Annotated in this window: 24 protein-coding genes; 18 read left to right on the top strand and 6 right to left on the bottom strand. The window is 51.4% G+C overall.

Annotated features, from left to right (window positions below):
- Positions 1 to 139 precede the first annotated feature (139 nt).
- On the top strand, positions 140 to 1,066 hold the full coding sequence (locus AB7038_RS16490) for a LysR family transcriptional regulator (RefSeq protein ID WP_108655243.1): 927 nt from the start codon (positions 140 to 142) through the stop codon (positions 1,064 to 1,066).
- Here the strand turns inward: AB7038_RS16490 and AB7038_RS16495 are convergent.
- Positions 1,056 to 1,970 (bottom strand): LysR family transcriptional regulator, encoded by a 915-nt coding sequence (locus tag AB7038_RS16495; RefSeq protein ID WP_036426138.1) that lies wholly within the window; start codon positions 1,968 to 1,970, stop codon positions 1,056 to 1,058. The two genes, AB7038_RS16490 and AB7038_RS16495, sit on opposite strands and share 11 nt — an antisense overlap.
- A 118-nt stretch (positions 1,971 to 2,088) precedes the next feature.
- On the opposite strand from AB7038_RS16495, the gene lysA reads away from it, so the two are divergent.
- Together lysA and AB7038_RS16505 are read left to right on the top strand one after the other, a co-directional pair.
- A complete protein-coding gene (lysA, locus tag AB7038_RS16500; RefSeq protein ID WP_072871865.1) occupies positions 2,089 to 3,339 on the top strand; it encodes a diaminopimelate decarboxylase in 1,251 nt (416 codons plus the stop codon).
- A gap of 320 nt (positions 3,340 to 3,659) precedes the next feature.
- Positions 3,660 to 4,610 carry an oxidoreductase gene (locus AB7038_RS16505; RefSeq protein WP_369453674.1) on the top strand — a complete coding sequence of 317 codons (951 nt, stop codon included), beginning with the start codon at positions 3,660 to 3,662 and terminating at the stop codon, positions 4,608 to 4,610.
- An 89-nt stretch (positions 4,611 to 4,699) separates the two neighbouring features.
- Here AB7038_RS16505 and fadE read toward each other — a convergent pair whose 3' ends face one another.
- Positions 4,700 to 7,150, bottom strand: a complete 2,451-nt coding sequence (gene fadE / locus AB7038_RS16510; RefSeq protein ID WP_368890162.1) for an acyl-CoA dehydrogenase FadE — start codon at positions 7,148 to 7,150, stop codon at positions 4,700 to 4,702.
- A 251-nt stretch (positions 7,151 to 7,401) separates the two neighbouring features.
- Here fadE and lpcA point away from each other — a divergent pair, with 251 nt between their 5' ends.
- The gene (gene lpcA / locus AB7038_RS16515; protein ID WP_369453668.1) at positions 7,402 to 7,980 is read left to right on the top strand and encodes a D-sedoheptulose 7-phosphate isomerase; all 579 of its coding nucleotides are present in this window, start codon (positions 7,402 to 7,404) and stop codon (positions 7,978 to 7,980) included.
- A gap of 209 nt (positions 7,981 to 8,189) precedes the next feature.
- Positions 8,190 to 8,966, top strand: a complete 777-nt coding sequence (locus AB7038_RS16520) for a class II glutamine amidotransferase (protein ID WP_072871861.1) — start codon at positions 8,190 to 8,192, stop codon at positions 8,964 to 8,966.
- Here the strand turns inward: AB7038_RS16520 and AB7038_RS16525 are convergent.
- The gene (locus tag AB7038_RS16525) at positions 8,951 to 9,682 is read right to left on the bottom strand and encodes a L,D-transpeptidase family protein (RefSeq protein WP_368890161.1); all 732 of its coding nucleotides are present in this window, start codon (positions 9,680 to 9,682) and stop codon (positions 8,951 to 8,953) included. The two genes, AB7038_RS16520 and AB7038_RS16525, sit on opposite strands and share 16 nt — an antisense overlap.
- 413 nt (positions 9,683 to 10,095) lie before the next feature.
- Between AB7038_RS16525 and AB7038_RS16530 the strand changes: the two genes are divergently transcribed.
- The 8 genes from AB7038_RS16530 (at position 10,096) to nqrM (ending at position 17,289) form a co-directional block, all read left to right on the top strand.
- Positions 10,096 to 11,439, top strand: a complete 1,344-nt coding sequence (locus AB7038_RS16530; RefSeq protein WP_368890160.1) for a Na(+)-translocating NADH-quinone reductase subunit A — start codon at positions 10,096 to 10,098, stop codon at positions 11,437 to 11,439.
- A 2-nt stretch (positions 11,440 to 11,441) separates the two neighbouring features.
- Entirely contained in the window at positions 11,442 to 12,680 is a 1,239-nt protein-coding gene (locus AB7038_RS16535; protein WP_036418792.1) for an NADH:ubiquinone reductase (Na(+)-transporting) subunit B, read from the top strand.
- The gene (locus tag AB7038_RS16540; protein WP_368890159.1) at positions 12,673 to 13,467 is read left to right on the top strand and encodes a Na(+)-translocating NADH-quinone reductase subunit C; all 795 of its coding nucleotides are present in this window, start codon (positions 12,673 to 12,675) and stop codon (positions 13,465 to 13,467) included. Before AB7038_RS16535 ends, AB7038_RS16540 begins: the two co-directional genes overlap by 8 nt.
- Positions 13,460 to 14,089 (top strand): NADH:ubiquinone reductase (Na(+)-transporting) subunit D, encoded by a 630-nt coding sequence (locus AB7038_RS16545; RefSeq protein WP_004237851.1) that lies wholly within the window; start codon positions 13,460 to 13,462, stop codon positions 14,087 to 14,089. Before AB7038_RS16540 ends, AB7038_RS16545 begins: the two co-directional genes overlap by 8 nt.
- Positions 14,090 to 14,092: 3 nt before the next feature.
- Complete coding sequence (gene nqrE / locus AB7038_RS16550; protein WP_004237852.1) at positions 14,093 to 14,689, top strand: NADH:ubiquinone reductase (Na(+)-transporting) subunit E; 597 nt, start codon at positions 14,093 to 14,095, stop codon at positions 14,687 to 14,689.
- 15 nt (positions 14,690 to 14,704) lie between these two features.
- Positions 14,705 to 15,931: an NADH:ubiquinone reductase (Na(+)-transporting) subunit F gene (gene nqrF / locus AB7038_RS16555; RefSeq protein WP_369453669.1), complete on the top strand. Its 1,227-nt coding sequence runs from the start codon at positions 14,705 to 14,707 to the stop codon at positions 15,929 to 15,931.
- Positions 15,932 to 16,005: 74 nt separating this feature from the next.
- Positions 16,006 to 17,043: an FAD:protein FMN transferase gene (locus AB7038_RS16560; RefSeq protein ID WP_368890157.1), complete on the top strand. Its 1,038-nt coding sequence runs from the start codon at positions 16,006 to 16,008 to the stop codon at positions 17,041 to 17,043.
- Between the two features lie 18 nt (positions 17,044 to 17,061).
- Positions 17,062 to 17,289, top strand: a complete 228-nt coding sequence (gene nqrM, locus AB7038_RS16565) for a (Na+)-NQR maturation NqrM (protein WP_024472643.1) — start codon at positions 17,062 to 17,064, stop codon at positions 17,287 to 17,289.
- 70 nt (positions 17,290 to 17,359) lie between these two features.
- On the opposite strand, the gene AB7038_RS16570 is transcribed toward nqrM, so the two are convergent.
- Together AB7038_RS16570 and AB7038_RS16575 are read right to left on the bottom strand one after the other, a co-directional pair.
- Positions 17,360 to 18,133 (bottom strand): hypothetical protein, encoded by a 774-nt coding sequence (locus AB7038_RS16570; RefSeq protein ID WP_368890156.1) that lies wholly within the window; start codon positions 18,131 to 18,133, stop codon positions 17,360 to 17,362.
- 334 nt (positions 18,134 to 18,467) lie between these two features.
- Positions 18,468 to 19,319 carry a glycerophosphodiester phosphodiesterase family protein gene (locus AB7038_RS16575; RefSeq protein ID WP_368890155.1) on the bottom strand — a complete coding sequence of 284 codons (852 nt, stop codon included), beginning with the start codon at positions 19,317 to 19,319 and terminating at the stop codon, positions 18,468 to 18,470.
- Between the two features lie 213 nt (positions 19,320 to 19,532).
- Here AB7038_RS16575 and dinB point away from each other — a divergent pair, with 213 nt between their 5' ends.
- On the top strand, positions 19,533 to 20,588 hold the full coding sequence (gene dinB, locus AB7038_RS16580) for a DNA polymerase IV (protein ID WP_369453670.1): 1,056 nt from the start codon (positions 19,533 to 19,535) through the stop codon (positions 20,586 to 20,588).
- Positions 20,589 to 20,644: 56 nt separating this feature from the next.
- Here dinB and pepD read toward each other — a convergent pair whose 3' ends face one another.
- Positions 20,645 to 22,105, bottom strand: coding sequence for a beta-Ala-His dipeptidase (gene pepD / locus AB7038_RS16585; RefSeq protein WP_369453671.1), 1,461 nt, complete (start codon positions 22,103 to 22,105; stop codon positions 20,645 to 20,647).
- Positions 22,106 to 22,373: 268 nt separating this feature from the next.
- On the opposite strand from pepD, the gene gpt reads away from it, so the two are divergent.
- The 4 genes from gpt to proB all read left to right on the top strand — a co-directional run bounded on the left by gpt (position 22,374) and on the right by proB (position 25,757).
- Complete coding sequence (gene gpt / locus AB7038_RS16590) at positions 22,374 to 22,832, top strand: xanthine phosphoribosyltransferase (RefSeq protein ID WP_024472638.1); 459 nt, start codon at positions 22,374 to 22,376, stop codon at positions 22,830 to 22,832.
- A gap of 9 nt (positions 22,833 to 22,841) precedes the next feature.
- Positions 22,842 to 24,089 (top strand): esterase FrsA, encoded by a 1,248-nt coding sequence (frsA, locus tag AB7038_RS16595; RefSeq protein ID WP_368890152.1) that lies wholly within the window; start codon positions 22,842 to 22,844, stop codon positions 24,087 to 24,089.
- A gap of 68 nt (positions 24,090 to 24,157) precedes the next feature.
- Positions 24,158 to 24,559: a sigma factor-binding protein Crl gene (crl, locus tag AB7038_RS16600; protein ID WP_081371548.1), complete on the top strand. Its 402-nt coding sequence runs from the start codon at positions 24,158 to 24,160 to the stop codon at positions 24,557 to 24,559.
- 94 nt (positions 24,560 to 24,653) lie between these two features.
- Positions 24,654 to 25,757 (top strand): glutamate 5-kinase, encoded by a 1,104-nt coding sequence (gene proB / locus AB7038_RS16605; protein WP_368890151.1) that lies wholly within the window; start codon positions 24,654 to 24,656, stop codon positions 25,755 to 25,757.

Below are 25,757 nucleotides of genomic sequence, written 5' to 3' on the forward strand. Positions count from 1 at the left end.
GTGAGGTACGGATTGCAGAAGTCATGGTGTTATCCTTTTTTGCAGGTGAGTCGTTAAGATGACGCTATAATAAGTTGCATAATCCGCCGGAAAAACCCCATAATCCGGTCTTCATTGTTGCATAAACCGGACAAATAAAATGGACAGGATCACTGCCGCTCAGGTTTTTATTGCCATTACCGAACAGCGCAGCATGAGCAAAGCTGCGGATATGCTGGGAATGTCCCGGGCGATGGTCACCCGTTATCTGGCTGAAATGGAAAACTGGGCCGGTGTGCGGTTGCTGAACCGGACAACCCGCAGTCTGACGCTGACCTCTGCCGGTGAAGCGGTGCTGACGCAAAGCCGGGAATTACTGTCGCTGGCAACAGCGATTGCCCGTCCGGTAGTGACAGAAGATGAGGCCGTCAGCGGCCTGGTGCGGATCACCTGCGCCCAGTCACTGGCGATGGTGGCACTGTCAAAGGCGCTTGTGCAGTTTCGGGCCCGCTATCCGGCCATTGCCGTCGATGTGCAGGTCACAAATAAAGCGATAAGTCTGGTGGAGGAACGGATTGATCTGGGGATCCGTATCACCAACAATCTCGAACCAAACCTGATCGCTAAGCCGCTTTCCCGCTGTGATTCTGTAGTTTGTGCGGCACCGGCGTATCTGGAAAAACACGGTTATCCGCTATCTCCTGAGGCACTCAGTGAATTGACCTGTCTGACCTATAATTTTTACGGCCGCAGTCTGTGGCTGTTTGAACGGGATGATGAGGTGATTTCTGTTCCGGTAAGCGGGGCGCTTAGTGCCAATGAATCCACGTTTCTGCTGGAAGCAACGCTGAACGGGGAAGGTATTGCATTGCAGCCTTACTGTTCGGTGTATGAACATCTGAAAACCGGGCGCCTGGTGCGTCTGTTTCCGGAATACCGGCTGCCTGCGCTCGGCATTTACGGCATTTATACCAGCCGCGAGCATATGGCGCGGCCTCTGCGTCTGCTGCTGGATTTTCTGGCAGAGTGGTTTGCGCATTCGCCGGACTGGCTGCCGTATCTGCTGGATGAAAAAACTAACCGGTAACCCGTTTTAACTGCCGCAAAACAGCCTGCATATGCTGACGGAGATGGGTAATAAAAATATCTGTCAGTACAGAATGCGGCCTGTGCAGCGGGCGGATCAGACTCACGGTGAACGGAATATCCTCACTGAACGGGCGGACACAAATCCCGCTGCAATCCATGGCAGTCAGCGGGTTAACGACAGACACTCCCAGCCCCTCCCTGACCATGGCACATACCGAGGCGGCACTGTGTGTTTCCATTATCATCCGGCGCGGGATCTGCTTTTCACTGAACAACGCATCGATTTTCTGCCGGTAACTGTCCGCAACGGACAGGCTGATGAAATTCTGCTGTGCAAAATCAGCAGGGGTCAGTACGGATTTACTGCACAGCGGATGCGATTCCGGCAGAACACAGACTTCGCTGAGCGTGAGCAGGGTTTCCTGCAGGGTGCCGGGCGGTGTCAGCTGATGCTCGGTTATTCCGAGGTCATAACGCTGGGCTGAAAGCCACTCTTCCAGCAGGGGAGACTCCTGCGGGGCGATTTCAAAATTCACATCCGGATACTGCGCATGGAATGTGCGGCAGACAGCGGGCAGTAATGACTGGGCAAAGGCGGGCAGACAGGTTATCGCCAGCTGGGCATGCTGAAACTGGCGGATGCTCTCCGCTGCCCGGCTGATGCGCTCGAGTCCGTAATATGATCGTTCCACTTCCTCGAATAACCGCAGTCCCTGTTCAGTCGGATGCAGGCGGCCTTTGATGCGGTCGAAAACACGGAACCCGAGGATTTTTTCGAAACGGGCAAGCTCCCGGCTGACAGTCGGCTGAGAGGTATGCAGCAGTTGCGCGGCATCCGTCAGACTTTTTGTGGTCATAACCGCGTGGAAAATATCAATGTGACGCCAGGAGTAGTGTTCCATTATTCATCGAGTCCATATCAGTAATGAATAGACCTTAGCAAATCAGATATTTTAAATCCCGCAGAATTTTTGTCACGATGGAAAAAAATGAGATCACGATCAAAAAGAGCACAATATCATGACCATCGCAACCAAAACACTCCGCGCCCCGTTTACCCCGGATGCCCTGCGCAGCCTGGCTCAGCAGTACGGTACCCCGCTGTGGCTGTATGACAGTGAGGTGATTGTCAGCCGTATTGCCAGGCTGAACCGCTTTGATGTGATCCGTTTTGCGCAGAAAGCCAATTCCAATATTCATATTCTGCGTCTGATGCATGAGCATGGTGTAAAGGTGGATTCTGTATCCGCCGGGGAAATCGAACGGGCACTGAAAGCCGGTTACCGTCCGGATGAGATTGTTTTCACCGCCGATATGATCACAGAAGAAACGCTGGATCGCGTGCTGGAACTCGGCATTGCGGTGAATACCGGCTCGGTGGATATGCTGCGCCAGATTGGTGCCCGCCGTCCGGGACATCCGGTGTGGCTGCGCATTAATCCGGGTTTTGGTCACGGCCACAGCCAGAAAACCAATACAGGTGGCGAGAACAGCAAGCACGGGATCTGGTTTGCGGATCTCGGTGAAGCACTGGCGGAGATCAGCCATTATCAGCTGACATTAACCGGCATCCATATGCATATCGGTTCCGGAGTGGATTATGAGCACCTGGCAACGGTCTGTGATGCTATGGCCGAACTGGTGATCACCAATAATCTGGATATCCGTGCGATTTCTGCCGGCGGCGGATTATCGACCCCTTACCGTGAAGGGGATGAAATTATTGATATCGATAATTATTTTTCACTCTGGGATGCCGCCCGGGCACGTATTGCCCGTCATCTCGGTCGTGAGATCACTCTTGAGATTGAACCGGGTCGTTATCTGGTGGCGGAATCCGGTATTCTGCTGGCACAGGTACGGGCGGTCAAAGGGATGGGGAGCCGCCACTATGTGCTGGTGGACAGTGGTTTTAATGACCTGATGCGTCCGGCCATGTATGGCAGTTATCACCATATTTCAGTGTTACCGGCAGCGGGAGAACCGCAAAACAGTGCTGTGCGGGAAACAATTGTCGCCGGGCCGTTATGTGAATCCGGGGATGTGTTTACCCAGCTGGAAGGCGGGATGGTGGTGCCGCGCGCATTACCGGAAGCCGCTGTGAATGATTTTCTGGTATTTCACGATACCGGGGCATATGGCGCATCGATGTCATCGAATTACAACAGTCGTCCGTTATTACCGGAAATCTTATTTACTGACGGAAAGGCAAAACTGATCCGCCGCCGTCAGACCATTGATGAACTGATGGCGCTGGAAATTACAGAATAATATATCTGTCTGACCGATATTGAAAATACCCGGGAATAACATCCCGGGTATTTTATTATTGATACTCCCCGGGAGTATTTTAATGTTATTTTTACTTACATAAAAATAACAACGGAATGATAACTTTTAACGCAATAATCCCATCCGGAGGCCATATTCCGGCAGAGTGTGACTGGTGTTATAAAACAGATTACCTGTCATAGAGTCCCCGCACTGTTACCTCTATTATCACTTCAGTCACTTTATTATTTATCATCGGTACAGTTTTTATATAACAGTGCCGGTCAGCTTTTTCCGGGGACGTGTGTATTATGAATTTAATGCAGCCATTTGTATCAGAGAAATTAACACTTAAAAATAAATTAGTTTATCCGCCTGTCAGAATAAAACGAGCCACTGACGGCTACGCGGATTACTTTCATCTGGCGCATTATATGTCTTTTGCTATCGGTCAGGTCGGGCTGATTATTATGGAAGAGTGCGCGGTTACCGCTGACGGCCGCCTGGGCAGTGGTGCGCTGGGTTTATATGAGGACGGACATGTTGCGATGCTGGCGCAGATTGTGGCAATGCTGCAAAATGAAGGCAGTAAAGTGGCGATCCAGCTTAATCATGCAGGCAGTAAGTCACGGCTGGAATCCGGCAATATTATTCAGGATATTAATGCATTAACCGCGAAGGATATTACTGCATTGTTTGACTGTTATACACGTGCGGCAGCACGGGCAGATAAAGCCGGATTCGATGCCCTGGAAATTATGGCATCCCATGAGTTTTTAATTTCTCAGTTTATTGATCGGCGGACAAATCAGCGCAGCGATAAATATGCTGATCCGGTTATTTTTCTGACAGAATTACTGTCCGCAGTCCGCAAATCCTGGCCGGAAGATAAAGCGATTATTTTGCGTATCGGCACCCGTTACTGCGAAGAAGACAGTATTCCATTTACACAAAAAATTCTGCGTAATATTAATCTGCTTATTGATATTGTACATATATCCAATGGCGGCAGTCAGATGCACGGAACCAATAAAGGTGTGGCATATCAGCTGGAAGATACCAAAGGGGTAAAAAAAGGCTGTGAGAAACCGGTTATTGTTGTCGGGGGTATTCGTGATCACCAACTGGCCGATGATATATTAGAACACCAATATGCGGATTTAATTGCCGTTGGTCGCGGGTTATTACGCAATCCTAACTGGTATCTGGAATATTTACTGAAATATGATCGTAAATTAATTCCCCGTCCGTATATCCGGGCATTTCGCTGATAACAGTAAACTGAAAGAAAGAGACAGTACCCACGCCATACTTATACAGTTCAGTAATGGCGGAGCAGGGAATTGCTCCGCCGTGTTATTTATGCGCCGGGATTTTCACCTTTGCGGTAACGGTGAGAATTGGCGTGTGATTTTAAGCCGATAATCTCCGGTGCAAACTCATCCACATTGATTGAACGCAGACGGCTGGCTTCCGCTTTGCGCAGAATATCCGCCTCTTCCGGCGTAACTTTTCCGCCTTCCAGGGCAATATCCGCCAGTTTATCCAGCCGTGTGAAATCAATGTGTTTTTCAGTCATGCGGCTCAGGCGATCCACCAGCGGCTCGGCGGCGAGAATATCACTGAGTGCGGCATTGAGCAGCCCGTGCGGGTTGTTGGGCTCAGGTGCCAGATATTGTCCGCGTCCGATTCTGTCGCGGGTCTCTGACGGTTCCTGCAGCAGACGGGCGAGTTTGCTGTCCAGTTTATCTGACGGCGGACGGTGATGGCGGCCTGACGGGAAGACGGTCAGACGCAGCAGGGCGGCTACTTTGCGGTCAGGGAAGTTGGTCAGCAGTTCATCCATCGCTTTTTCGGCTTCATACAGGCAATCCTGAGCAGCCCAGTGTACCAGCGGTAAGTCTGCCTGCGGACGGCCATCTTCATCAAAACGTTTTAAGGTGGCGGATGCCAGGTAAAGCTGGCTGAGTATATCGCCGAGTCTGGCGGAGATCCGCTCACGGCGTTTTAAACTGCCGCCGAGTGTTGCCATGGCGATATCAGACAACAGTGCCAGGTTGGCACTCAGCCGGTTGAGGTGCTGATAATAGCGGCGGGTGGCATCCCGGAACGGTGACGGGCTGAAATATCCGTGTGATAACCCGAGCCAGAAACTGCGGGTGGCGGCGGTTAATACATGGCCGATATGGGCAAACAGTGCGTTATCGAAGTCATTCAGCTGATTGTCTGCCGCTGCGGCCATTTCAGTCAGTATATACGGGTGACAGCGGATAGCGCCCTGACCGAAGATAATCATACTGCGGGTCAGGATATTGGCACCTTCGACGGTAATCGCGATAGGCGCCCCCTGATAGTTGCGGGCCAGGAAGTTGGACGGCCCGAGGCAGATCCCTTTACCCCCTGCAATGTCCATCGCGTCAATAATGGCGCGCTGACCGCGATGGGTGCAGTGATATTTTACAATCGCGGACAGAACCGCCGGTTTTTCTCCCTGCATAATACCGGTGGTGATCAGTGTGGCAGCGGCATCCATCAGGTAGGCATTTCCGGCAATACGTGCCAGCGGCTCTTCAATTCCTTCCATTTTGCCGATTGGCATCCGGAACTGGCGGCGGATATAAGAATAAGCGCCAATTGCCATGGCCGCACTTTTCAGCCCGCCGGTGGCATTGGACGGCAGGGTGATACCACGCCCGACCGACAGACACTCCACCAGCATACGCCAGCCCTGTCCGGCCATTGCCGGGCCACCGATAATATAATCCAGCGGCACAAAGACATCTTTACCGCGTGTCGGGCCGTTCTGAAACGGGACATTAAGCGGGAAATGACGGGTGCCGGTTTCAACCCCCGGGGTATTTACCGGGATCAGTGCGCAGGTGATCCCGAGCGAGGTTTTTTCACCGAGCAGTTTATCCGGATCATACAGTTTAAAGGCAAGACCCAGTACGGTGGCAACCGGTGCCAGGGTAATATAGCGTTTATTCCAGTTCAGGCGCATGCCGAGCATCTGTTTGCCCTGCCATTCGCCGGTGCAGATAACCCCGGTATCCGGAATGGCACCGGCATCAGAACCGGCTTCCGGACTGGTCAGGGCAAAACAGGGGATTTCTTCCCCGGAGGCCAGTCCCGGCAGCCAGCGTTTTTTCTGCTCATCAGTGCCGTAGTGCTGTAACAGCTCTCCCGGCCCCAGTGAGTTGGGAACGCCGACGGTAATCGCCAGAATACCGGAAACCCCGGCGAGTTTTTGCAGCACCCGCGCCTGGGCATAGGCGGAGAACGCCAGGCCGCCGTATTCTTTGCGGATGATCATGGCGAAGAATTTATGCTCCCGCAGGAACTGCCATAATTCCGGCGGCAGATCCGCCAGTTCGTGGGTAATTTCAAAATCGTTGGCCATCCGGCAGGCTTCTTCTGCCGGGCCGTCGAGGAAAGCCTGTTCTTCTGCTGTCAGCTGCGGAGCAGGATAGCTGTGCAGCTTCTGCCAGTCAGGCTGACCACGGAACAGATCACCCTCCCACCAGGTGGTACCTGCATCGATCGCCTCTTTTTCTGTCTGTGACATCGGCGGCATCACTTTACGGAACAGCAGCATCAGACGGCTGCTGAACAGGGCTTTACGTACGGACGTGATCACAAACGGCAGGAAAAGCAGTACCAGCAGCGCGGTGACAGCAAAAGGCCATAAACGGAAGATATTCATGACGAGACTGAACAGTATCAGTGCCATTGCACTGTACTTCAGGCTGACCCGGTGAAATGAGAGCAGCCCGGTGATGGCGATAAACAGAATAATGCTGAGTAGTAACATGATGAACCTCCGTAGGCGGATATTCGTGTCAGCACAACGTGACATCAGAGGTCTGACCTGTTGTGTTCAGATTTAGCGTAACGGCGAAATAACTTCAATGATTTCACATTTTATTTACAACTCAGCTCACAAAATTAGCAGAACAAAATGTGTCTTATTTGCAGATGCCACGGATTGTGACTTCTTTCACCGGGACAGATCCGTTACACTCAGGACAGACAAATCCGATTCATTTTCAGGAGCCTATCTCTATGTACCAGGAACTTATCCGCGGTGAACTGACCGAAGCAGCGGCAACCCTCGATAACTTTTTGAAAGATGAGAATAATATTGATGCTATCCGCCGGGCTGCTGTCATGCTGGCTGATTCTTTTAAAGCGGGCGGCAAAGTAATGTCATGCGGCAACGGCGGTTCACACTGCGATGCGATGCATTTTGCGGAAGAACTGACCGGACGCTACCGTGAAAACCGTCCGGGCTATCCGGCGATTGCCATTTCAGATGTCAGCCACTTATCCTGCGTCAGCAATGATTTCGGCTATGAATATGTTTTCTCCCGTTTTGTGGAATCTGTCGGTCGTGAAGGGGATGTGTTACTCGGTATCTCCACATCCGGAAATTCAGGCAACATTATTAAAGCGATTGAAGCAGCCCGCGCCAAAGGCATTAAAGTGATCACGCTGACCGGCAAAGACGGCGGCAGGATGGCAGGCAGCGCGGATATTGAAATCCGTGTGCCGCATTTTGGTTACGCGGATCGTATTCAGGAAATCCATATTAAAGTTATTCATATTCTGATCATGCTGATCGAAAAAGAAATGGTTAAATAACCGGATATAAGCCGGATCCTGAAAAAGCACTCTGCCGCGGTTGAGTGCTTTTTTTATGGCGCAATACCTGTCTTATTCACCATAAGCATAAATCACCTTACATATAACCAAATCATCTAAAAGAATGATATTTTCGCGATTGTGAAACTATCGGATTGCGGGTAACAATAGTCTTCGGTCATCACAAAAACGGGTAAGGGAGAAAGGCGATGTGTGAATTGCTGGGGATGAGTGCAAATGTCCCGACTGATATTCATTTCAGTCTCAGTGGCCTGATCCCGCGCGGCGGTGAAACCGGGCCGCACAAAGACGGGTGGGGAATTACCTTTTATGAAGGTATGGGGTGCCGGACATTCAAAGACGCCCGCGCCTGCTGCAACTCTCCCGTTGCCCGTTTTGTCCGTGACTATCCTGTCAAATCCGAAGCGGTGATTGCCCATATCCGCCAGGCAAACAGAGGGGTGGTATCACTGGAAAATACCCATCCCTTTACCCGCGAACTGTGGGGGCGGAACTGGACATATGCCCACAACGGGCAGCTCAGCGGCTATGAACATCTGCCGACCGGTTTTTTTACCCCGGTTGGTCAGACTGACAGCGAGCACGCATTCTGCTGGCTGCTGAATCAGCTGAAAGAAAAATACCCGCAGCCGCCACAGGATCTGCAAACGGTGTTCCGTGAAATTAAACGGCTGGCGGATGTGCTGCGGCAGTTTGGTGTCTTTAATATGCTGCTGTCAGACGGCAGCTATGTGCTGGCGTACTGTTCAACGAATCTGCACTGGATCACCCGCCGCGCGCCTTTCGGCAAAGCGCGGCTGGTGGATAGTGATGTGGAGATTGATTTTTCACAGCATACCCGGCCGGACGACGTGGTGTCTGTGATTGCCACACAGCCGCTGACCGGTAATGAGCAGTGGCAGAAAATTCTGCCGGGCGAAGCCGTTCTCTTTTACTACGGCGAACGGGATCAATCCGTGTTCTGAGTCAGCAAACCGGTGTCCGCTGCCGGTGCCGGTACAGCTGAATGTGCGGCGGTCACATAACGGCCGTTAACAACAGCAACCACAGCAGGTATCTGATTATCCGCGAAATACTGATAAGCAGGCTGTAACTGCTGCCAGAAGGCCAGATGTGAGGAGTTCCGGTGGCGGTTCAGGTTCTCCGGCGTCATCCGGAAAGGATAAATCGCGATATTCAGATCCGTCTGTCCGCTCAGCAGGGCGCTTTCCACATAGCGGTAAATCTCATCAATATAAGCATCCGTCATGGCGTAGCAGCCGACGGATTTGCAGTCTCCGTGAACCATCAGATAATCCCCTGTATAGCCATGCGCCCGGTCGAATTCATTGGGAAAACCAAGGTTGATCGCTCGGTAAAACCGACTGTTCGGGTTAAGCTGTGACAGACTGATACGGTAAAATCCCTCCGGGCTTTTTAAATCGCCGGTCAGTTGCTTGGGTCCCAGTCCGCCGGAAAACTGACAAACCGGGTAGCGTTTTACCAGTTTAAAACGTCCGTTATTTTCCCGCTGATAAAGCTCCAGCTCTTTTTCTTCTTTAAATATCTGTATAAATACCCGGCTGTCACGGACATCACTCACCGGCGCTGTGAGCCATAATGACGCGGATTGTTCCGTGTTTGCTGATGATTGCCCCGCAAAAAACAACAGGCCGATCATCATAAAAATGATATGTCGCATTCTTAATATTCAGGGTGGCGATAGGTTGGTGAAAAAAGTAACAATAGATTGCCATGATGCAGATAATTTGTGAATGGTTTCCTGTGAGAATAAAATCGGTTGTTACGAATATTATTGTGGTTAAAAAAGAGACAGAAATCGGTAAAGGTGACTTAACTGCTCGGTAAAGGCGAGTTATCAGGCTTTTTCTGATCACAATAATCCCATTTGCTTGAGCCAGGTCACTCGTTTCGCCGGACAGAATTGTTGTGAAGTGGTAAAATAATGCGGATCTGGTTTACGCAAAATCGTGACATACATCGGAGAAAACAGCCCGGGGCGACAATAACGGCCCGGAGTGTTTTTATTGTTGAGTTGTCATACGCTGCTGCGGCAGTAATGACGTGGGTTTAACAAAAACTTGTGCAAATTTTATGATTAAAATTAAAAAAGGACTCGACCTGCCGATCGCAGGAGCACCTGCTCAAGTCACAGAAGATGGCCCTTCAGTCCGCCACGCAGCATTGCTGGGTGAGGAATACATCGGGATGCGTCCGTCGATGCTGGTTCAGGAAGGTGAATCAGTGAAGAAAGGACAGGCTCTTTTTGAAGACAAAAAGAACCCCGGTGTGATTTTTACCAGCCCCGCCTGCGGAGTGGTAAAAGCCATCAATCGTGGTGAGCGTCGTGTATTACAATCTGTGGTGATTGAGATACAGGGAGACGAGCAATTAACATTTGACAGTTATGACCGCCGGGATCTGCCGTCACTGACCCGTGAACAGGCAGAGAAAAACCTGGTGGCTTCCGGGTTATGGACCGCGCTGCGGACACGCCCGTTCAGTCATACCCCAAAATTAGGTTCTGTGCCGGCCGCTATTTTTGTCACCGCCATGGACACCAATCCGCTGTCAGCTGATCCGCTGGTGATTATCCGTCAGGAACAGGCGTCGTTTGATGACGGCTTACAGGTACTGAGCTGCCTGACGGAAGGGAAGGTTCATGTCTGCCACAGTACAGCTGATTTCGCAAAAGTTACCGATAACAATCGTGTCAGTTACACACAATTTACCGGGCCGCATCCGGCTGGCCTTGCCGGTACACACATCCATTTCCTGGAACCGGTCAGCGCAACAAAAATAGTCTGGTCACTGAATTACCAGGATGTCATCGCCATCGGTAAACTGTTCACGACCGGCTTTTTATATACCGACCGTATTGTGGCACTCGGTGGTCCGCAGGTGGAAAACCCGCGCCTGCTGAAAACCCGCCTCGGCGCAGATCTGTATGAACTGACCGAAGGGCAGCTGAAGGCCGGTGAAAACCGCATTATTTCCGGTTCTGTCCTGTGGGGCGTGGCCAGTGATGATGCTCATCATTATCTGGGCCGTTTTACCAATCAGGTCTCCGTTCTGGAAGAAGGCCGTGAGAAAGAGCTGTTCGGCTGGATTATGCCGGGCACAGACAAATACACGGTTACCCGCACCACACTGGGTCATTTCTTTAAGAAGAAACTGTTCTCATTTACTACATCAATGAATGGTGGCGAACGTTCTATGGTGCCAATCGGCAGTTATGAACGTGTGATGCCGCTCGACATTATGGCGACACATTTCCTGCGCGATCTGCTGGCGGGTGATACTGACAGTGCCCAGGCACTGGGTGCGCTTGAGCTGGATGAAGAGGATCTGGGGCTGTGTACCTATGTCTGTCAGAGTAAATATGAGTACGGCCCGGTGCTGCGTGACGTACTGACCAGGATTGAGCAGGAAGGATAATCATGGGTCTGAAAAAATTTCTCGAAAAAATTGAGCCGCATTTTGAACCGGGCGGCAAATTACAGAGATGGTATGCACTGTATGAAGCAGCCGCCACCATCTTCTATACTCCGGGGACAGTTACCCGCGGGCGTTCACATGTCCGTGACTCCATCGACCTTAAACGTCTGATGATCCTGGTCTGGTTATCCGTTTTCCCGGCCATGTTCTGGGGGATGTATAACGTCGGTAACCAGGCAATGCCGGTACTGCTGGATATGTACAGCGGTGCGGAGCTTCAGCAGGTGATTGCCGGTGACTGGCATTATCGTCTGGCGGAGCTTATCGGGGTGTCCTTCACACAGGATGCGGGCTGGATCAGCAAAATGCTGTTCGGTGCCGTCTATTTCCTGCCGATCTACGGGGTGATTTTTATCGTCGGCGGCTTCTGGGAAGTCCTGTTTGCGATGATCCGCGGGCATGAAATCAACGAAGGTTTCTTTATTACCTCCATTCTGCTGGCACTGATTGTTCCGCCGACACTGCCGTTATGGCAGGCCGCGCTGGCTGTCACCTTCGGTGTGGTGGTCGCGAAGGAAATCTTCGGCGGTACAGGACGCAACTTCCTGAACCCGGCACTGGCTGGTCGTGCTTTCTTGTTCTTTGCTTATCCGGCTCAGATCTCCGGTGACACTGTCTGGACTGCCGCTGACGGCTTTTCCGGCGCAACCCCGCTGTCACAGTGGGCGGTCGGTGGTGAGCATCAGCTGGTCAATACCATGACCAATCAGCCGATCTCCTGGATGGATGCCTTTATCGGTAACGTACCGGGTTCGATTGGTGAAGTCTCCACGCTGATGATTCTGATCGGTGGTGCTGTCATTCTGTTTGCCCGTATTGCCTCTCTGCGTATTGTGGCCGGTGTGATGGTCGGGATGATCGCAATGTCCGCTGTCTTTAATATGATTGGTTCGGACACCAACCCGCTGTTTGCTATGCCGTGGTACTGGCATCTGGTTCTGGGGGGTTTTGCCTTCGGTATGATTTTCATGGCGACGGACCCGGTTTCAGCCTCATTTACCGATAAAGGGAAATGGGCTTACGGGATCCTGATCGGGGTGATGTGTGTCCTGATCCGTGTGGCAAACCCGGCATATCCGGAAGGAATGATGCTGGCTATCCTGTTCGCCAACTTATTCGCCCCGTTATTTGATTATCTGGTGGTTCAGGCAAACATTAAACGGAGAAAAGCACGTGGCTAATGAAAAAACGAAAAACAAGGACAGTGTTGCAAGAACGTTTATCGTTGTCTTCGTCCTGTGCCTTGTGTGTTCGATAGTCGTGGCCGGTTCTGCAGTGGGGCTGAAATCCACGCAGCAGACACAGATTATGCTGGATAAGCAGCGTAACATTCTGGATGTGGCCGGGTTACTGACGCCATCCATGCCGGCGGACGAAATCGACGCAGTCTATAAAAAATTCATCAGAGCAAAAATGGTGGATTTAAAAACTGGTCAGATGACGGACAGCACCGGCAAATACGATCTCAACGATGAACTGCGCAGTGATGAGACCAGTATTGCCCTGTCACCGGAAGAAGATCTGGCGAAAATCCGCCGCCGTGCCAACAGCGCGGAAATCTATCTGGTACAGAATGAGCAGGGTGAAACCAGCAAGATTGTTCTGCCGGTTTACGGCTCCGGTCTGTGGTCGGTGATGTATGCCTTTATCGCGATTGATGTCGACGGTATTACCTCCGAGGGGATCACTTACTATCAGCACGGTGAAACGCCGGGGCTGGGCGGTGAGGTGGATAACCCGCAGTGGCGTAAACAGTGGATTGGTAAAAAGCTGTTTAATGAAGAAGGTATGCCGGCCATCAAAATCGTCCGCAGCGGCGCCACTGACAGCCCGTACGGCATTGATGGTTTATCCGGTGCGACACTGACCTCAAACGGCATCCAGCATATGTTTGATTTCTGGCTGGGCGACAACGGTTTTGGCCCGTTCCTGAAAACAGTACGCGAAGGAGCGTTGAATCATGGCTGATAGTAAAGAAATTAAACGCGTTCTTCTCGGACCGTTATTAGATAACAACCCGATTGCCCTCCAGGTGCTGGGGGTGTGTTCGGCGCTGGCGGTAACCACCAAACTGGAAACTGCACTGGTTATGACCATCGCGGTAACCCTGGTGACCGCATTCTCCAGCATGTTTATCTCGATGATCCGTAATTTTATTCCGGGCAGTGTGCGGATTATCGTTCAGATGGCAATTATCGCCTCGCTGGTTATTCTTGTTGACCAGATTCTGCGGGCCTATGCCTACGGTATCTCCAAACAGCTTTCCGTGTTCGTTGGTCTGATCATTACCAACTGTATTGTGATGGGACGAGCGGAAGCGTATGCCATGAAAGCGCCGCCGCTTGAAAGCTTTATGGACGGTATTGGTAACGGCCTGGGTTACGGTGTGATCCTGCTGCTGGTAGGCTTCTTCCGTGAACTGATCGGTTCCGGCAAACTCTTTGGCGTGACTGTGCTGGAAACGGTACAGAACGGCGGCTGGTATCTGCCGAACGGCCTGTTCCTGCTGGCACCAAGTGCATTCTTTATTATCGGGATGCTTATCTGGGGAATTCGTACCCTGAAACCGTCACAAGTCGAGGAGGATTAAGATATGGAACATTATATCAGTCTCTTTGTGCGGGCTGTGTTCATTGAAAACATGGCACTGGCCTTCTTCCTCGGGATGTGTACGTTCCTGGCGGTATCCAAAAACGTTAAAACGGCGTTTGGTCTCGGGGTGGCGGTTACCGTGGTGCTGGGGATTTCGGTTCCGGCAAACAACCTGGTGTACAACCTGCTGCTGCGCGACGGCGCGCTGATGGAAGGCGTGGATTTAAGCTTCCTGAACTTCATTACCTTTATCGGGGTCATTGCGGCGCTGGTACAGATTCTGGAGATGATTCTGGATCGCTATTTCCCGGCACTGTATAACGCGCTGGGGATCTTCCTGCCGTTAATCACCGTAAACTGTGCAATTTTCGGTGGTGTGTCTTTTATGGCGCAGCGCGACTACAACTTTACGGAGTCTGTGGTTTACGGATTCGCTTCCGGTATCGGCTGGCTGCTGGCGATTGTGCTGATGGCCGCTATCCGCGAGAAGATGAAATACTCTGACGTACCGGCCGGCCTGAAAGGGCTGGGGATCACATTCGTGACCACCGGACTGATGGCTCTGGGCTTTATGTCCTTCTCCGGCGTACAGTTATAAGGGTGAAACGCAATTATGGATATCGTTATTTTAGGCGTGGCAATGTTTACCCTGATTGTTCTGGCGCTGACCGCGTTGATTTTGTTCGCAAAATCAAAACTGGTGAACACAGGGGACGTTAAGATTGAAATCAACGGCGATGCGGAGAAAAGCTTCGACGCACCAGCCGGTGACAAGTTACTGAATGTGCTGTCCGGTCAGGGGATTTTTGTCTCCTCGGCCTGCGGCGGCGGCGGCACCTGCGGCCAGTGCCGTGTGAAGATCAAAGAAGGCGGCGGTGATATTCTGCCGACAGAAATGTCGCACATTAACAAGCGCGAAGCGCGTGAAGGCTGCCGTCTGGCATGCCAGGTGAATGTGAAGCAGGATCTGAAAATTGAGCTGCCGGAAGAGATCTTCGGGGTGAAAAAATGGGAGTGCGAAGTTATCTCCAATGATAACAAAGCGACGTTCATTAAAGAGCTGAAACTCAGAATCCCTGACGGTGAAAATGTGCCGTTCCGTGCCGGTGGTTATATTCAGATTGAATGTCCGCCGCATGTGGTCCGCTATGATGAGTTTGATGTGCCGCAGGAATATAGCGAGGACTGGGACAAGTTCAACCTGTTCCGCTATGTGTCTGATGTGAAAGAGCCGACAGTGCGTGCTTACTCCATGGCGAACTATCCGGAAGAGCACGGCATTATCATGCTGAACGTGCGTATCGCCACACCGCCTCCGCGTGTGCCGGATGCGCCTCCGGGGATTATGTCCTCTTACATCTGGTCACTGAAACCGGGTGATAAAGTGACAATTTCCGGGCCGTTCGGGGAATTCTTCGCGAAAGATACCGACGCGGAAATGATCTTTATCGGTGGTGGTGCAGGGATGGCACCGATGCGTTCGCATATCTTCGATCAGCTCAAGCGTCTGCATTCCAAACGCAAGATGTCTTTCTGGTATGGTGCGCGTTCAAAACGTGAAATGTTCTATGAGGAAGATTTTGACCAGCTTCAGGCTGAAAATGAAAACTTCACCTGGAACGTGGCGCTGTCTGATGCCCTGCCGGAAGATAACTGGGACGGATACACCGGGTTTATTCATAATGTTCTCTATGAGCATTACCTGAAAAATCACCCGGCACCGGAAGATTGTGAGTTCTACATGTGCGGGCCGCCGATGATGAACGCCGCCGTGATCAAGATGCTCAAAGATCTGGGTGTGGAAGACGAAAATATTATGCTGGATGACTTCGGCGGCTGATTTCCGCCCCTGTCATAACGAAACTGCGCCCACTCCTGTGGGCGCAGATGATCTGAAATCAGACTGGATTGTGTATGGTAAAAATAAAACGGGCTTTTCTGCCGCTGGCACTGATGGCCTTGTTACTGAGCGCGTGCGGTGATAACACACCGGAAACACAGCAGGTAACCCTGAACGGCAAAACGATGGGCACCTATTACGCGATAAAATATATCGCTGACCAGAAAGACCCGTCGGCGGAATCACTGCAGAAAGGCATTGATGTGGTGCTGGAAGAGGTCAATGACCAGATGTCCACCTACCGGCCGGATTCTGAACTCAGCCGTTTTAATCAGAGCCGTGAGATAAATACGCCGTTTCCGGTCTCTGCTGCGACGGCAAAAGTGGTTCGTGAGGCTATCCGTATTAACCAACTGACAGACGGCGCACTGGATGTTACCGTCGGCCCGCTGGTTAATTTATGGGGATTTGGTCCGGAAGGACGCGTGACCCATGTGCCGACAGAGCAGGATATTGAAACCCGCCGTCAGTGGACCGGGATTGATAAACTGAAGGTTGAAGGCAATAATCTGATTAAGACCGTACCGGAACTGTATGTGGATCTGTCCTCTATTGCCAAAGGCTACGGGGTGGATGCGGTGGCGGAATATCTGGAATCGCAGAATATCCGCAATTATATGGTGGATGTGGGCGGCGAAGTCCGGACTCAGGGCATTAACGGCAAAGGCAAACCGTGGCGTATTGCGATTGAAAAACCGTCGTCACAGGGGCTGAGCCAGTCTGCACAGGAAATCATTGAGCCGGGGAATGCCTCTGTGGCCACATCCGGGGATTACCGGAATTATTTTGAAGAGAATAATGTCCGTTATTCACATACTATTGATCCGAAAACAGCACGTCCGATTAATCACAATCTGGTATCGATTACGGTGATTGCTGATAATTGCATGAGTGCGGATGGCTTTTCTACCGGACTGAATGTGCTCGGGCCGGAGCGCGGCCTTGAAGTGGCAAATGCGCAAAATATCCCTGTCTTTATGATTGTCAAAACAGAGAAGGGATTTGAAGAACGCTACAGTGAGGCATTTAAGCCCTATTTGCAGCAAAAATAAAAGGAGGTGGCTGATATGATGATAAAAGTATTTATCGCAACCTTTATCCTGTTTCTGGTCGCGTTTCTGGGAATGTCTCTCGGCTATATCATTAAGCGCAAGAGTATTCAGGGAAGCTGCGGCGGGCTGAGCAGCATTGGTGTCGAGAAAGTCTGTGACTGTCCTGAACCGTGTGATGCCCGGAAAAAACGGATGGCACGTGAAGCTGCCCGCGAAGAGAAACTGAATAAAAACCGGATTGTATAGATTCGGAAGATATAACAAAGGCGCGTTAATGCGCCTTTGTTTATTAATGGAAGAAGGCAGTAATACCGAATCAGTAATAACGATAGTCTGATGTCACAATAGCGGTATTTATCACAATAATGTTATTGGCCTGATTCCCTTCAGAGATACTCTGCCAGAGTGCTTTTTCACAATTTCCGTAAGTATCTGTCTGCTGGCAGATATAAATCGTTTTTACCCGGCCCAGCGGCGTATGTTGTGTCTGTGTCTGCCGGATAACCTGACCGCCATCATTGTACGCAAATTCATAGTTCAGCTGAGGAAGCCCGTTACTCTGCGATATAATCGCATTTATCTGCCGATCCTGCCGCCAGTCATAACGGATTTCACCGCCGGTGTCTGCAGAGTCCCCTGTGGACACCGCATGTGAGATTAAACCGTTTTCATAAAAAAAGTCGGTTTCCATATGCGATTTTGGGGTATTGCCGCCACTGTTGCTTTCGGATTCGGCACGGACGATTTGCTTCTGGTTATTATAGAAAAGGCGGCTTCGGGCATGAATCAGAGTGACAGGGGCTTTTCCGCTGCCATGCAGTTGTGACGTGAATAATAGGGTATAACCCTGTTCCGTCTTCTTACCTTCGGAATACATCCGGTTCTGCAACCCCGGGTAGTGCTCGGTAACTTCCAGCGAAAAGTAACTCAGTTCACCACACGGAGTCAGGTCATATTGCCCGTTAATGATAATATTGCTGTTTTTGTTGTCCGGGGAATGTGCTGTTGTGATGACGGATTTTACCGGGCCGTTAATCATACCGGCACCCAGAATAATAAAGTTACTGCTGCGTGTTTTATCTGAATACAAACTGCAGTCTGCGTAAGAATAAACACTGAATAACAGAAAAAATAATCCCGTAAAAACAAAGAGGGATTTTGGGGGTGAATTTAAATCGAAGAACAGCTTACTTATCACCGCATGGCCTCCCGGATGTTTCTTATAGTTATAACAAAAGTGGCCTGATAAATAAATTACTATAATTAATTAGGTTTGGTGAGATTATAAAATATTATGTAAAGATTACCGGGTAAATTGCAGGAAGAGGCAAAAAGTATTAAATAAGAGTGACATTCATCATCTGTTAAATCTCACTCTTATTTTTCAGGCTGGTAAAATTAGTAAGTAATAATACCTTGATTAATTATTTTATTTTTATATTGAGCAGGGAATCGACCATCACGCCATCTGCGCCCAATTCTGTTGCCAGCTGTAAATCAGCGGGTGTTTTTATACCGAACAGAACAACATGGTTTTGATTATTTTTACGAAAACAGTCCATTGCGGTTTTATCCCAGGTCAGCACAACCGGAGAGCGTGCTTCACCCAGTGTGAAGGTTTCAACCACATCCACGTTACGGTGCAGTTCAAAGCCATACCAGCGTGGCTGCGGATTATCTTCCAGGTCACAGGTGTGTCTGATCAAGCTGCCGGCCAGTGCGTTACGGGTGGTATCACGGCTTTCAAATACGGGGATTGATGATGGCAGAGCAGCCAGATAATCCTGGCCGGTTGAATAGACACGAACCCGGTTTTTGGCTTTATGGCGGGTCAGTACTGAATCCAGCTGTTGTGCGAAAACTGCCGGTGAGGCATCCGGAGATTTGATATCGAGGTAGAAAAAGGTATCCGGATAACGGCTCAGGACGGTATCCAGTGCCGGAACAGAGGCTTTGATATGGGTTTTATTTTTCTGATTATAATCACGGGCTGCATCGGTTTGTGCCAGTTCTGCCACGCTGTAACCGGAAACCGGACCGGTTTTGTCGGTCAGGGATTTCAGATCAGACGGACGGTATAACACCACCTGGTTGTCTTTTGATAACTGAAGCGTGATCCAGACGGCATCGGCTTTGTTACTCAGCGCCTTATCGATGGCATAAAGGGTATTTTCAGGGGCATCCGCCGTGGCGGCGCGATGGGCAATAATTTGCGGTGCTGCATGGGCTGTCATAACAATGCCACTCAGGAAAAGGGCTGAAAGTATTTTTTTCATAATCCGTCCGTCAAAAAGAAAGAGATCAGGTGTGATGTCACGCTGTTGTAGCGAAGTAACATGACAACCGGATGTAATCACAGAAAAAAAGCACAAACTTGCAAATTTCAGCCCACCGATTGACTCGGTGAATAATAAGCAAATTAACCGATTTGAATTGTATTGATTTTAACTGTATATTTAAACAGTGTTATTAGTAAGCAGGAGAGGCGGATGCGTAAAATCATTCATATTGATATGGATTGCTTTTATGCGGCGATTGAAATGCGTGATGATCCCCGTCTGCGCGATATTCCGCTGGCTATCGGCGGCAGTTCCGACCGGCGCGGTGTGATTGCGACCGCCAATTATCCGGCGCGGCGTTTCGGGGTACACAGCGCGATGTCAACGGCAAAAGCATTGCTGCTGTGTCCGCATCTGAAAGTGATCCCCGGACGGATGGAGCTGTATAAAACCACCTCCCGCCATCTGCATGCGATTTTCGCCCGTTATACTTCACTGATTGAGCCGCTGTCACTGGATGAAGCTTATCTTGATGTGACGGACAGCCCGCAGTGCCGGGGCTCTGCCACACTGATGGCGGAAGAGATCCGTAAAACCATTTTTACCGAACTGGGGCTGACCGCCTCTGCCGGGGTGGCACCGGTAAAATTCCTTGCCAAAATCGCGTCTGATCTGAATAAACCCGACGGGCAGTACATTATCACGCCGGAGCAGGTGACGGATTTTGTGCTGTCACTGCCGCTGCGTAAAATCCCCGGTGTGGGAAAGGTGACGGCAAAGCGTCTGGCTGAACTCGGACTGGAGACCTGCCGGGATGTGCAGAATTATGATCAGATATCGCTGCTGAAACAGTTCGGAAAATTCGGGCAGATCATCTGGCAGCGCAGTCACGGTACCGATGAGCGGCCGGTTTGTCCGGACAGGGAACGCAAATCTGTCGGTGTCGAACGGACACTGGCGGAAGATATCGCATCGTGGGATGAGTGTCAGACGATTATTGATGAGCTGTTTCCGGAGCTGGAGCGCCGTCTGACAAAGGTGTCACCGGATCTGCGGATCGCCCGTCAGGGAATTAAACTGAAGTTTGCGGATTTTCAGCAGACCACACAGGAACATGTCCATCAGGTGCTGGATAAAGCGGATTTACTGAAAACGGCAGAACTGGCCTGGGAGAACCGCCGGGAAGGGCGCGGCGTGCGGCTGGTGGGACTGCATGTGACACTGCGGGATCCGCAGCTTGAGCGGCAGTTGCTGCTCGGGTTCTGAGGCGGAAACAAAAACGGCGGGACAATGTTATCCCGCCGCTGAACTGAATAAAGCAGTTACGCTTTCTCAGGGATCGCTTTTAAGATAGCGGTCAGTAACTGCCAGTACTGTCCGACACTCTTGATATGCACTTGTTCATCCGGCGAGTGAGCACCGGTGATGGTCGGCCCGATGGAGACCATGTCCATGTCCGGATACGGTTTTTTGAATAAACCGCACTCAAGACCGGCGTGGATCACCATGATATTCGGGGTTTTATCAAACAGCTGCTGATAGGTTTCACTGACCAGATGCATGACCGGAGAGTCTGCATCCGGCTGCCAGCCCGGATAGCCGCCTTCGGCAACAATATCCGCACCGGACAGTGCCGCCAGCGAGGTCAGCATGCTGACCACAGAGGATTTGCCGGATTCAATCAGAGAACGCACCAGACAGATAATCTGCACACGGTCATCACTCATTTTTACCACACCCACGTTCAGTGAGGTTTCGACCACGCCCGGAACCACGTCACTCATGCGGATCACACCGTTCGGCATTACATTGAGCATATTGATAAAACGGGACTGCACATCGGCGGTCAGTACGCCCTGAGCGGCGGTTGCTGCTTCCAGGGTGACAACCGGGTTTTTCTCTTTCTGCGCCAGTTCTTCTCTGAGCAGCGCTTCAAAGGTCTGTGCCAGCGATTTCAGCTGTGCGGCTTTATCTGCCGGTACTGCCAGGGTGATATGGCCTTCGCGCGGAATCGCGTTGCGCAGTGTGCCGCCCTGAAAATCAACCAGACGCGCGCCGAGTTCTGCGGCGTGACCGGCCAGGAAACGGGCCAGTAATTTGTTGGCATTGCCGAGGCCCAGATGAATATCACCGCCGGAGTGGCCGCCTTTGAGACCTTTAAGCGTCAGGGTGAAGATGCTGTAACCGGCCGGAACGGCTTCGCGGCTCAGTGCGAGTGTTGTGGTGACATCAATACCGCCCGCACAACCCATATAGATTTCACCTTCTTCTTCGGAGTCGGTATTGATCAGGATATCAGCCTGTAACCAGCCCGGCTGAAGACCGAATGCGCCGTCCATCCCGGCTTCTTCTGTCATGGTCAGCAGGACTTCCAGTGGCCCGTGTTTGACTGAGTCATCAGCCAGTACTGCCAGCGCGGAAGCCATACCGATGCCGTTATCTGCACCTAATGTGGTGCCTTTCGCGGTTACCCAGTCGCCGTCGATGTACGGCTGAATCGGATCTTTTTCGAAATCGTGTGCTGTATCATTATTTTTCTGCGGCACCATATCCAGGTGCGCCTGCAGAACGACCGCTTTGCGGTTTTCCAGGCCTTTGCTGGCCGGTTTGCGGATCAGGATATTACCGACGCTGTCGCGTTCAACGTGGAATTCCTTTTCTTTTGCCCATTCAATAATATGTGCAGCCAGTTGCTCTTCGTGGTAGGACGGATGAGGAATAGAGCAGATTTTGGCAAAAATATCCCACAGCGGCTGCGGAAATAATTGTGATAGTTCAGACACGTTCGATCTCCTGTTACTGCATTTTTCATTATTAGGGGGAGGATACCCGAAGGCGGCCGGTAACGCTGTTTAAAATGAGCGGTCGCGAATATCCGATGTCCGGAGAATAGCAAATTCTTACGCAAAGTGCGTGTGTCATAACAGGGAATTATGATGAATTTGTCAGATACTCTGGTCTTTGGCGGCTCAAGTCACTATAATCTCGCGCAACCTTTTTTCCGCAAAAAAGACTCTTTTCTGTAAATCATCAAGCCGGGATCAATCTGATATGAGCGAAAAATACGTCGTAACGTGGGATATGTTGCAAATGCATGCCCGTAAACTGGCACAGCGTTTAATGCCAACCGAACAATGGAAAGGCATCATCGCCGTAAGCCGCGGTGGTCTGGTGCCGGGTGCTTTACTCGCTCGTGAACTGGGTATCCGTCATGTGGATACTGTCTGCATTTCCAGCTATGATCATGACCATCAGCGCGATATGAAAGTCCTGAAAAAAGCCGACGGTGATGGCGAAGGGTTTATCATTGTTGATGATCTGGTGGACACCGGCGGTACTGCTCAGATGATCCGCGATATGTATCCGAAAGCGCATTTCGTCACTATTTTTGCCAAACCGGCCGGACGTCCGCTGGTTGACGATTATGTGGTTGATATCCCGCAGGATACCTGGATCGAACAGCCGTGGGATATGACCGTCAGTTTTGTTAAACCAATCTGCGATCAGTAAGCGAATGCCATGACACAACAGAACCTGTCAGAGAAACTGTTTAAGCCGAAAATCAAGCACCCTGAGACATCCGCACTGGTGAACTTTACCCGTTCCGGGATGAAGGAAGTCAAGGGCAGCGTCCTGAGCGGATGTACACATCCGGGCTGGTATCGCATGATTAACCGCTTAATGTGGGCCTGGCGGGGGATCCCGCCGCTGGAAACCGAAGAGGTTCTCAGCCGGATAGCGGCATCTGATGCCCCCCGCAGTGATGATGCACTGCTGGATACGGTGATCGGCTACCGCCGCGGTAACTGGGCTTATGAATGGTCTCAGCAGGCGATGTTGTGGCAGCGCAAAGCGCTGGAATTTGAATCCGGCGAAAAAGCCTGTGAAGCCTGGCTGCTTGCCGCAAATCTGTACAGTATTGCGGGATATCCTCATTTAAAAGGGGATGAGCTGGCGGATCAGGCTACCGTTCTGGCAAATCAGGCGTATGAAAACTCCGCCCGGTTTGCCGCATATGAACTGAAAAAAATTGAATTCAAAATGGAGAGCGGCGGAAACATCTGCGCTTTCCTGCATCTCCCGCCGGGGAAAGGCAGTGCGTTTCCGGTGGTGATGATGTGCGGCAGTCTGGATAATCTGCAAAGTGATTACTGCCGCTACTTCCGTGACTATCTGGCACCGCAGGGAATTGCACTGCTGACGCTGGATATGCCGTCAATCGGTTACTCCTCAAAACAGACCTTAGGCCAGGAAAGCAGTCTGATGCACCAGCAGGTGCTGGATCAGCTGCGCAATGTGCCGTGGATTGACCACACCCGTGTGGCGGTGATGGGTCTGCGTTTCGGTGCCAATGTCGCGATGCGTATGGCATATCTGTCCGCACATCAGCTGCGGGGAGCCGTCCTGTTCGGGCCGGTGGTGCATGATCTGTTTGTCAGCCCGCAGCGGCAGGATAAGATTCCCGGCATGTATATGGATGTGCTGGCCAGCCGTGCGGCGGCACGTTGTACTGATCTTGATACTGTCCGCACCCGGCTCGGCTGTCTGTCCCTGAAAAATCAGGGGCTGCTCGGCCGCCGCTGTTCACTGCCGGTGCTGAGCATGTGCTGGAAAGAGGATGTATTCAGCCCGAAAAGTGAATCGGAGCTGATTGTCCGCTCCAGCGCTGACGGTAAGCTGCTGGAATTCGGCCATACCCCGGTTTTTGACACTTTCCACAAATCGCTGGATGAGGCTACCCGCTGGCTCACCAGAATTTTATCCTGAACAGCATAAAAGTCATTGATAATTCCTGTCTGTTTGCTACAACTAAGCCTTCGCTGAAAGGAGGCTTAATGATGGCACTGGTTTCAGATTACACACGCGGCAGGTTGCTGCGATGTTTCACTGCATTGGGTCCGTATATCCGTGAGCCGCAGTGTCAGGAGGGTCACTATTTTTTTGACTGCCTGGCGGTGTGTGTGAATGCGGGGGTCGCGCCGGAAAAACGTGAGTTTTTTGGCTGGTGGCTGACACTGATCCCGCAGGAAACCGGGTTTGTCTCTGAATACCATACCGGGGTATTTGATAAAAAAGGGCTCTGGCAGGAAAAATCTCTGTCTGACAAAGAGACCCGTGATGCGGTCAGTAAAACCCTGACTGATTTTTATCCCCGCTTACAGGCCGTTCTTCAGGAACTGGATCTGTCCCTGACCCCGTCACCGGTATCACCGCCCCCCGGAAAGCAGCCGGATTAATGTCCGGTTTTGCGTTGTGCCCGTTGGCATGACGCGCATCACCTGTTAAAACAGGTCATCTTTTCTTATCCCGCAAAATGAATGGTAGAACACAATGAATAGCAGCCAAACGCTGGTTGTCAAACTGGGCACAAGTGTGCTGACCGGCGGATCACGACATTTAAATCAGGCCAGGATTGTTGAACTGGTCCGGCAGTGTGCGCAGCAGTATGAAAAAGGACACCGTATTATTATTGTGACCTCCGGGGCGATTGCCGCCGGGCGTGAGCACCTCGGTTACCCCGGACTCCCCGCCACCATTGCGTCCAAACAGTTACTGGCTGCGGTCGGTCAGAGCCGCCTGATCCAGTTATGGGAGCGCCTGTTTTCTATTTACGGTATCCATATCGGTCAGATGCTGCTGACCCGGGCGGATATGGAAGATCGCGAGCGTTTCCTGAATGCCCGTGACACCCTGACCGCACTGCTGGATAACGGTATCGTGCCGGTCATCAATGAAAATGATGCGGTCGCCACAGCGGAAATTAAAGTCGGGGATAACGATAACCTCTCCGCGCTGGCAGCGATCCTCGGCGGGGCGGATAAGCTTCTGCTGCTGACCGATATTGAAGGGCTGTATACTGCTGATCCGCGCAGCAACCCGGATGCCACCCTGATTTCTGAAGTGCATGATATCAGTGATGAGCTGCGCAGTGTCGCGGGCGACAGTGTCTCCGGACTGGGTACCGGCGGAATGGCCACCAAACTCCAGGCCGCAACTGTCGCAGGCCGTGCGGGGATTGATGTCATTATTGCTGCCGGTGATCGCGCCGGGGTGATTTGTGATGTGATTGATGATATTCCGGTCGGCACCCGTTTCTTCGGGAAAAAAGCGCCGATGGAAGCGCGTAAGCAGTGGATCTTCGGGGCACCGCCTGCCGGTGAGATCATTGTGGATGACGGCGCGGAGAAGGCACTGAAAGAGAAAGGCAGTTCCCTGCTGCCGAGCGGGATCCGTACTGTTAACGGTAATTTCTCCCGTGGTGAGGTTGTCCGTATCCGCACCCTGAGCGGACGCGATCTGGCACACGGTGTCTGCCGGTATAACAGCGATGCGCTGCGCCTGATTGCCGGACGGCAGTCACAGGAAATCAGCACGATTTTAGGTTACGAATACGGCGCAGTGGCCGTCCACCGCGACGATATGATTGTCAGTTAA

The organism is Morganella morganii, assembly GCF_041099235.1.
Lineage (GTDB): Bacteria > Pseudomonadota > Gammaproteobacteria > Enterobacterales > Enterobacteriaceae > Morganella > Morganella morganii_E.

Coding starts and splice junctions, on each gene's coding strand:
- AB7038_RS16490 (WP_108655243.1), top strand. CDS start 140: ATGGACAGGATCACTGCCGCTCAGGTTTTTATTGCCATTACCGAACAG.
- AB7038_RS16495 (WP_036426138.1), bottom strand. CDS start 1,970: ATGGAACACTACTCCTGGCGTCACATTGATATTTTCCACGCGGTTATG.
- lysA (WP_072871865.1), top strand. CDS start 2,089: ATGACCATCGCAACCAAAACACTCCGCGCCCCGTTTACCCCGGATGCC.
- AB7038_RS16505 (WP_369453674.1), top strand. CDS start 3,660: ATGCAGCCATTTGTATCAGAGAAATTAACACTTAAAAATAAATTAGTT.
- fadE (WP_368890162.1), bottom strand. CDS start 7,150: ATGTTACTACTCAGCATTATTCTGTTTATCGCCATCACCGGGCTGCTC.
- lpcA (WP_369453668.1), top strand. CDS start 7,402: ATGTACCAGGAACTTATCCGCGGTGAACTGACCGAAGCAGCGGCAACC.
- AB7038_RS16520 (WP_072871861.1), top strand. CDS start 8,190: ATGTGTGAATTGCTGGGGATGAGTGCAAATGTCCCGACTGATATTCAT.
- AB7038_RS16525 (WP_368890161.1), bottom strand. CDS start 9,682: ATGCGACATATCATTTTTATGATGATCGGCCTGTTGTTTTTTGCGGGG.
- AB7038_RS16530 (WP_368890160.1), top strand. CDS start 10,096: ATGATTAAAATTAAAAAAGGACTCGACCTGCCGATCGCAGGAGCACCT.
- AB7038_RS16535 (WP_036418792.1), top strand. CDS start 11,442: ATGGGTCTGAAAAAATTTCTCGAAAAAATTGAGCCGCATTTTGAACCG.
- AB7038_RS16545 (WP_004237851.1), top strand. CDS start 13,460: ATGGCTGATAGTAAAGAAATTAAACGCGTTCTTCTCGGACCGTTATTA.
- nqrE (WP_004237852.1), top strand. CDS start 14,093: ATGGAACATTATATCAGTCTCTTTGTGCGGGCTGTGTTCATTGAAAAC.
- nqrF (WP_369453669.1), top strand. CDS start 14,705: ATGGATATCGTTATTTTAGGCGTGGCAATGTTTACCCTGATTGTTCTG.
- AB7038_RS16560 (WP_368890157.1), top strand. CDS start 16,006: ATGGTAAAAATAAAACGGGCTTTTCTGCCGCTGGCACTGATGGCCTTG.
- nqrM (WP_024472643.1), top strand. CDS start 17,062: ATGATAAAAGTATTTATCGCAACCTTTATCCTGTTTCTGGTCGCGTTT.
- AB7038_RS16575 (WP_368890155.1), bottom strand. CDS start 19,319: ATGAAAAAAATACTTTCAGCCCTTTTCCTGAGTGGCATTGTTATGACA.
- dinB (WP_369453670.1), top strand. CDS start 19,533: ATGCGTAAAATCATTCATATTGATATGGATTGCTTTTATGCGGCGATT.
- gpt (WP_024472638.1), top strand. CDS start 22,374: ATGAGCGAAAAATACGTCGTAACGTGGGATATGTTGCAAATGCATGCC.
- frsA (WP_368890152.1), top strand. CDS start 22,842: ATGACACAACAGAACCTGTCAGAGAAACTGTTTAAGCCGAAAATCAAG.
- crl (WP_081371548.1), top strand. CDS start 24,158: ATGATGGCACTGGTTTCAGATTACACACGCGGCAGGTTGCTGCGATGT.
- proB (WP_368890151.1), top strand. CDS start 24,654: ATGAATAGCAGCCAAACGCTGGTTGTCAAACTGGGCACAAGTGTGCTG.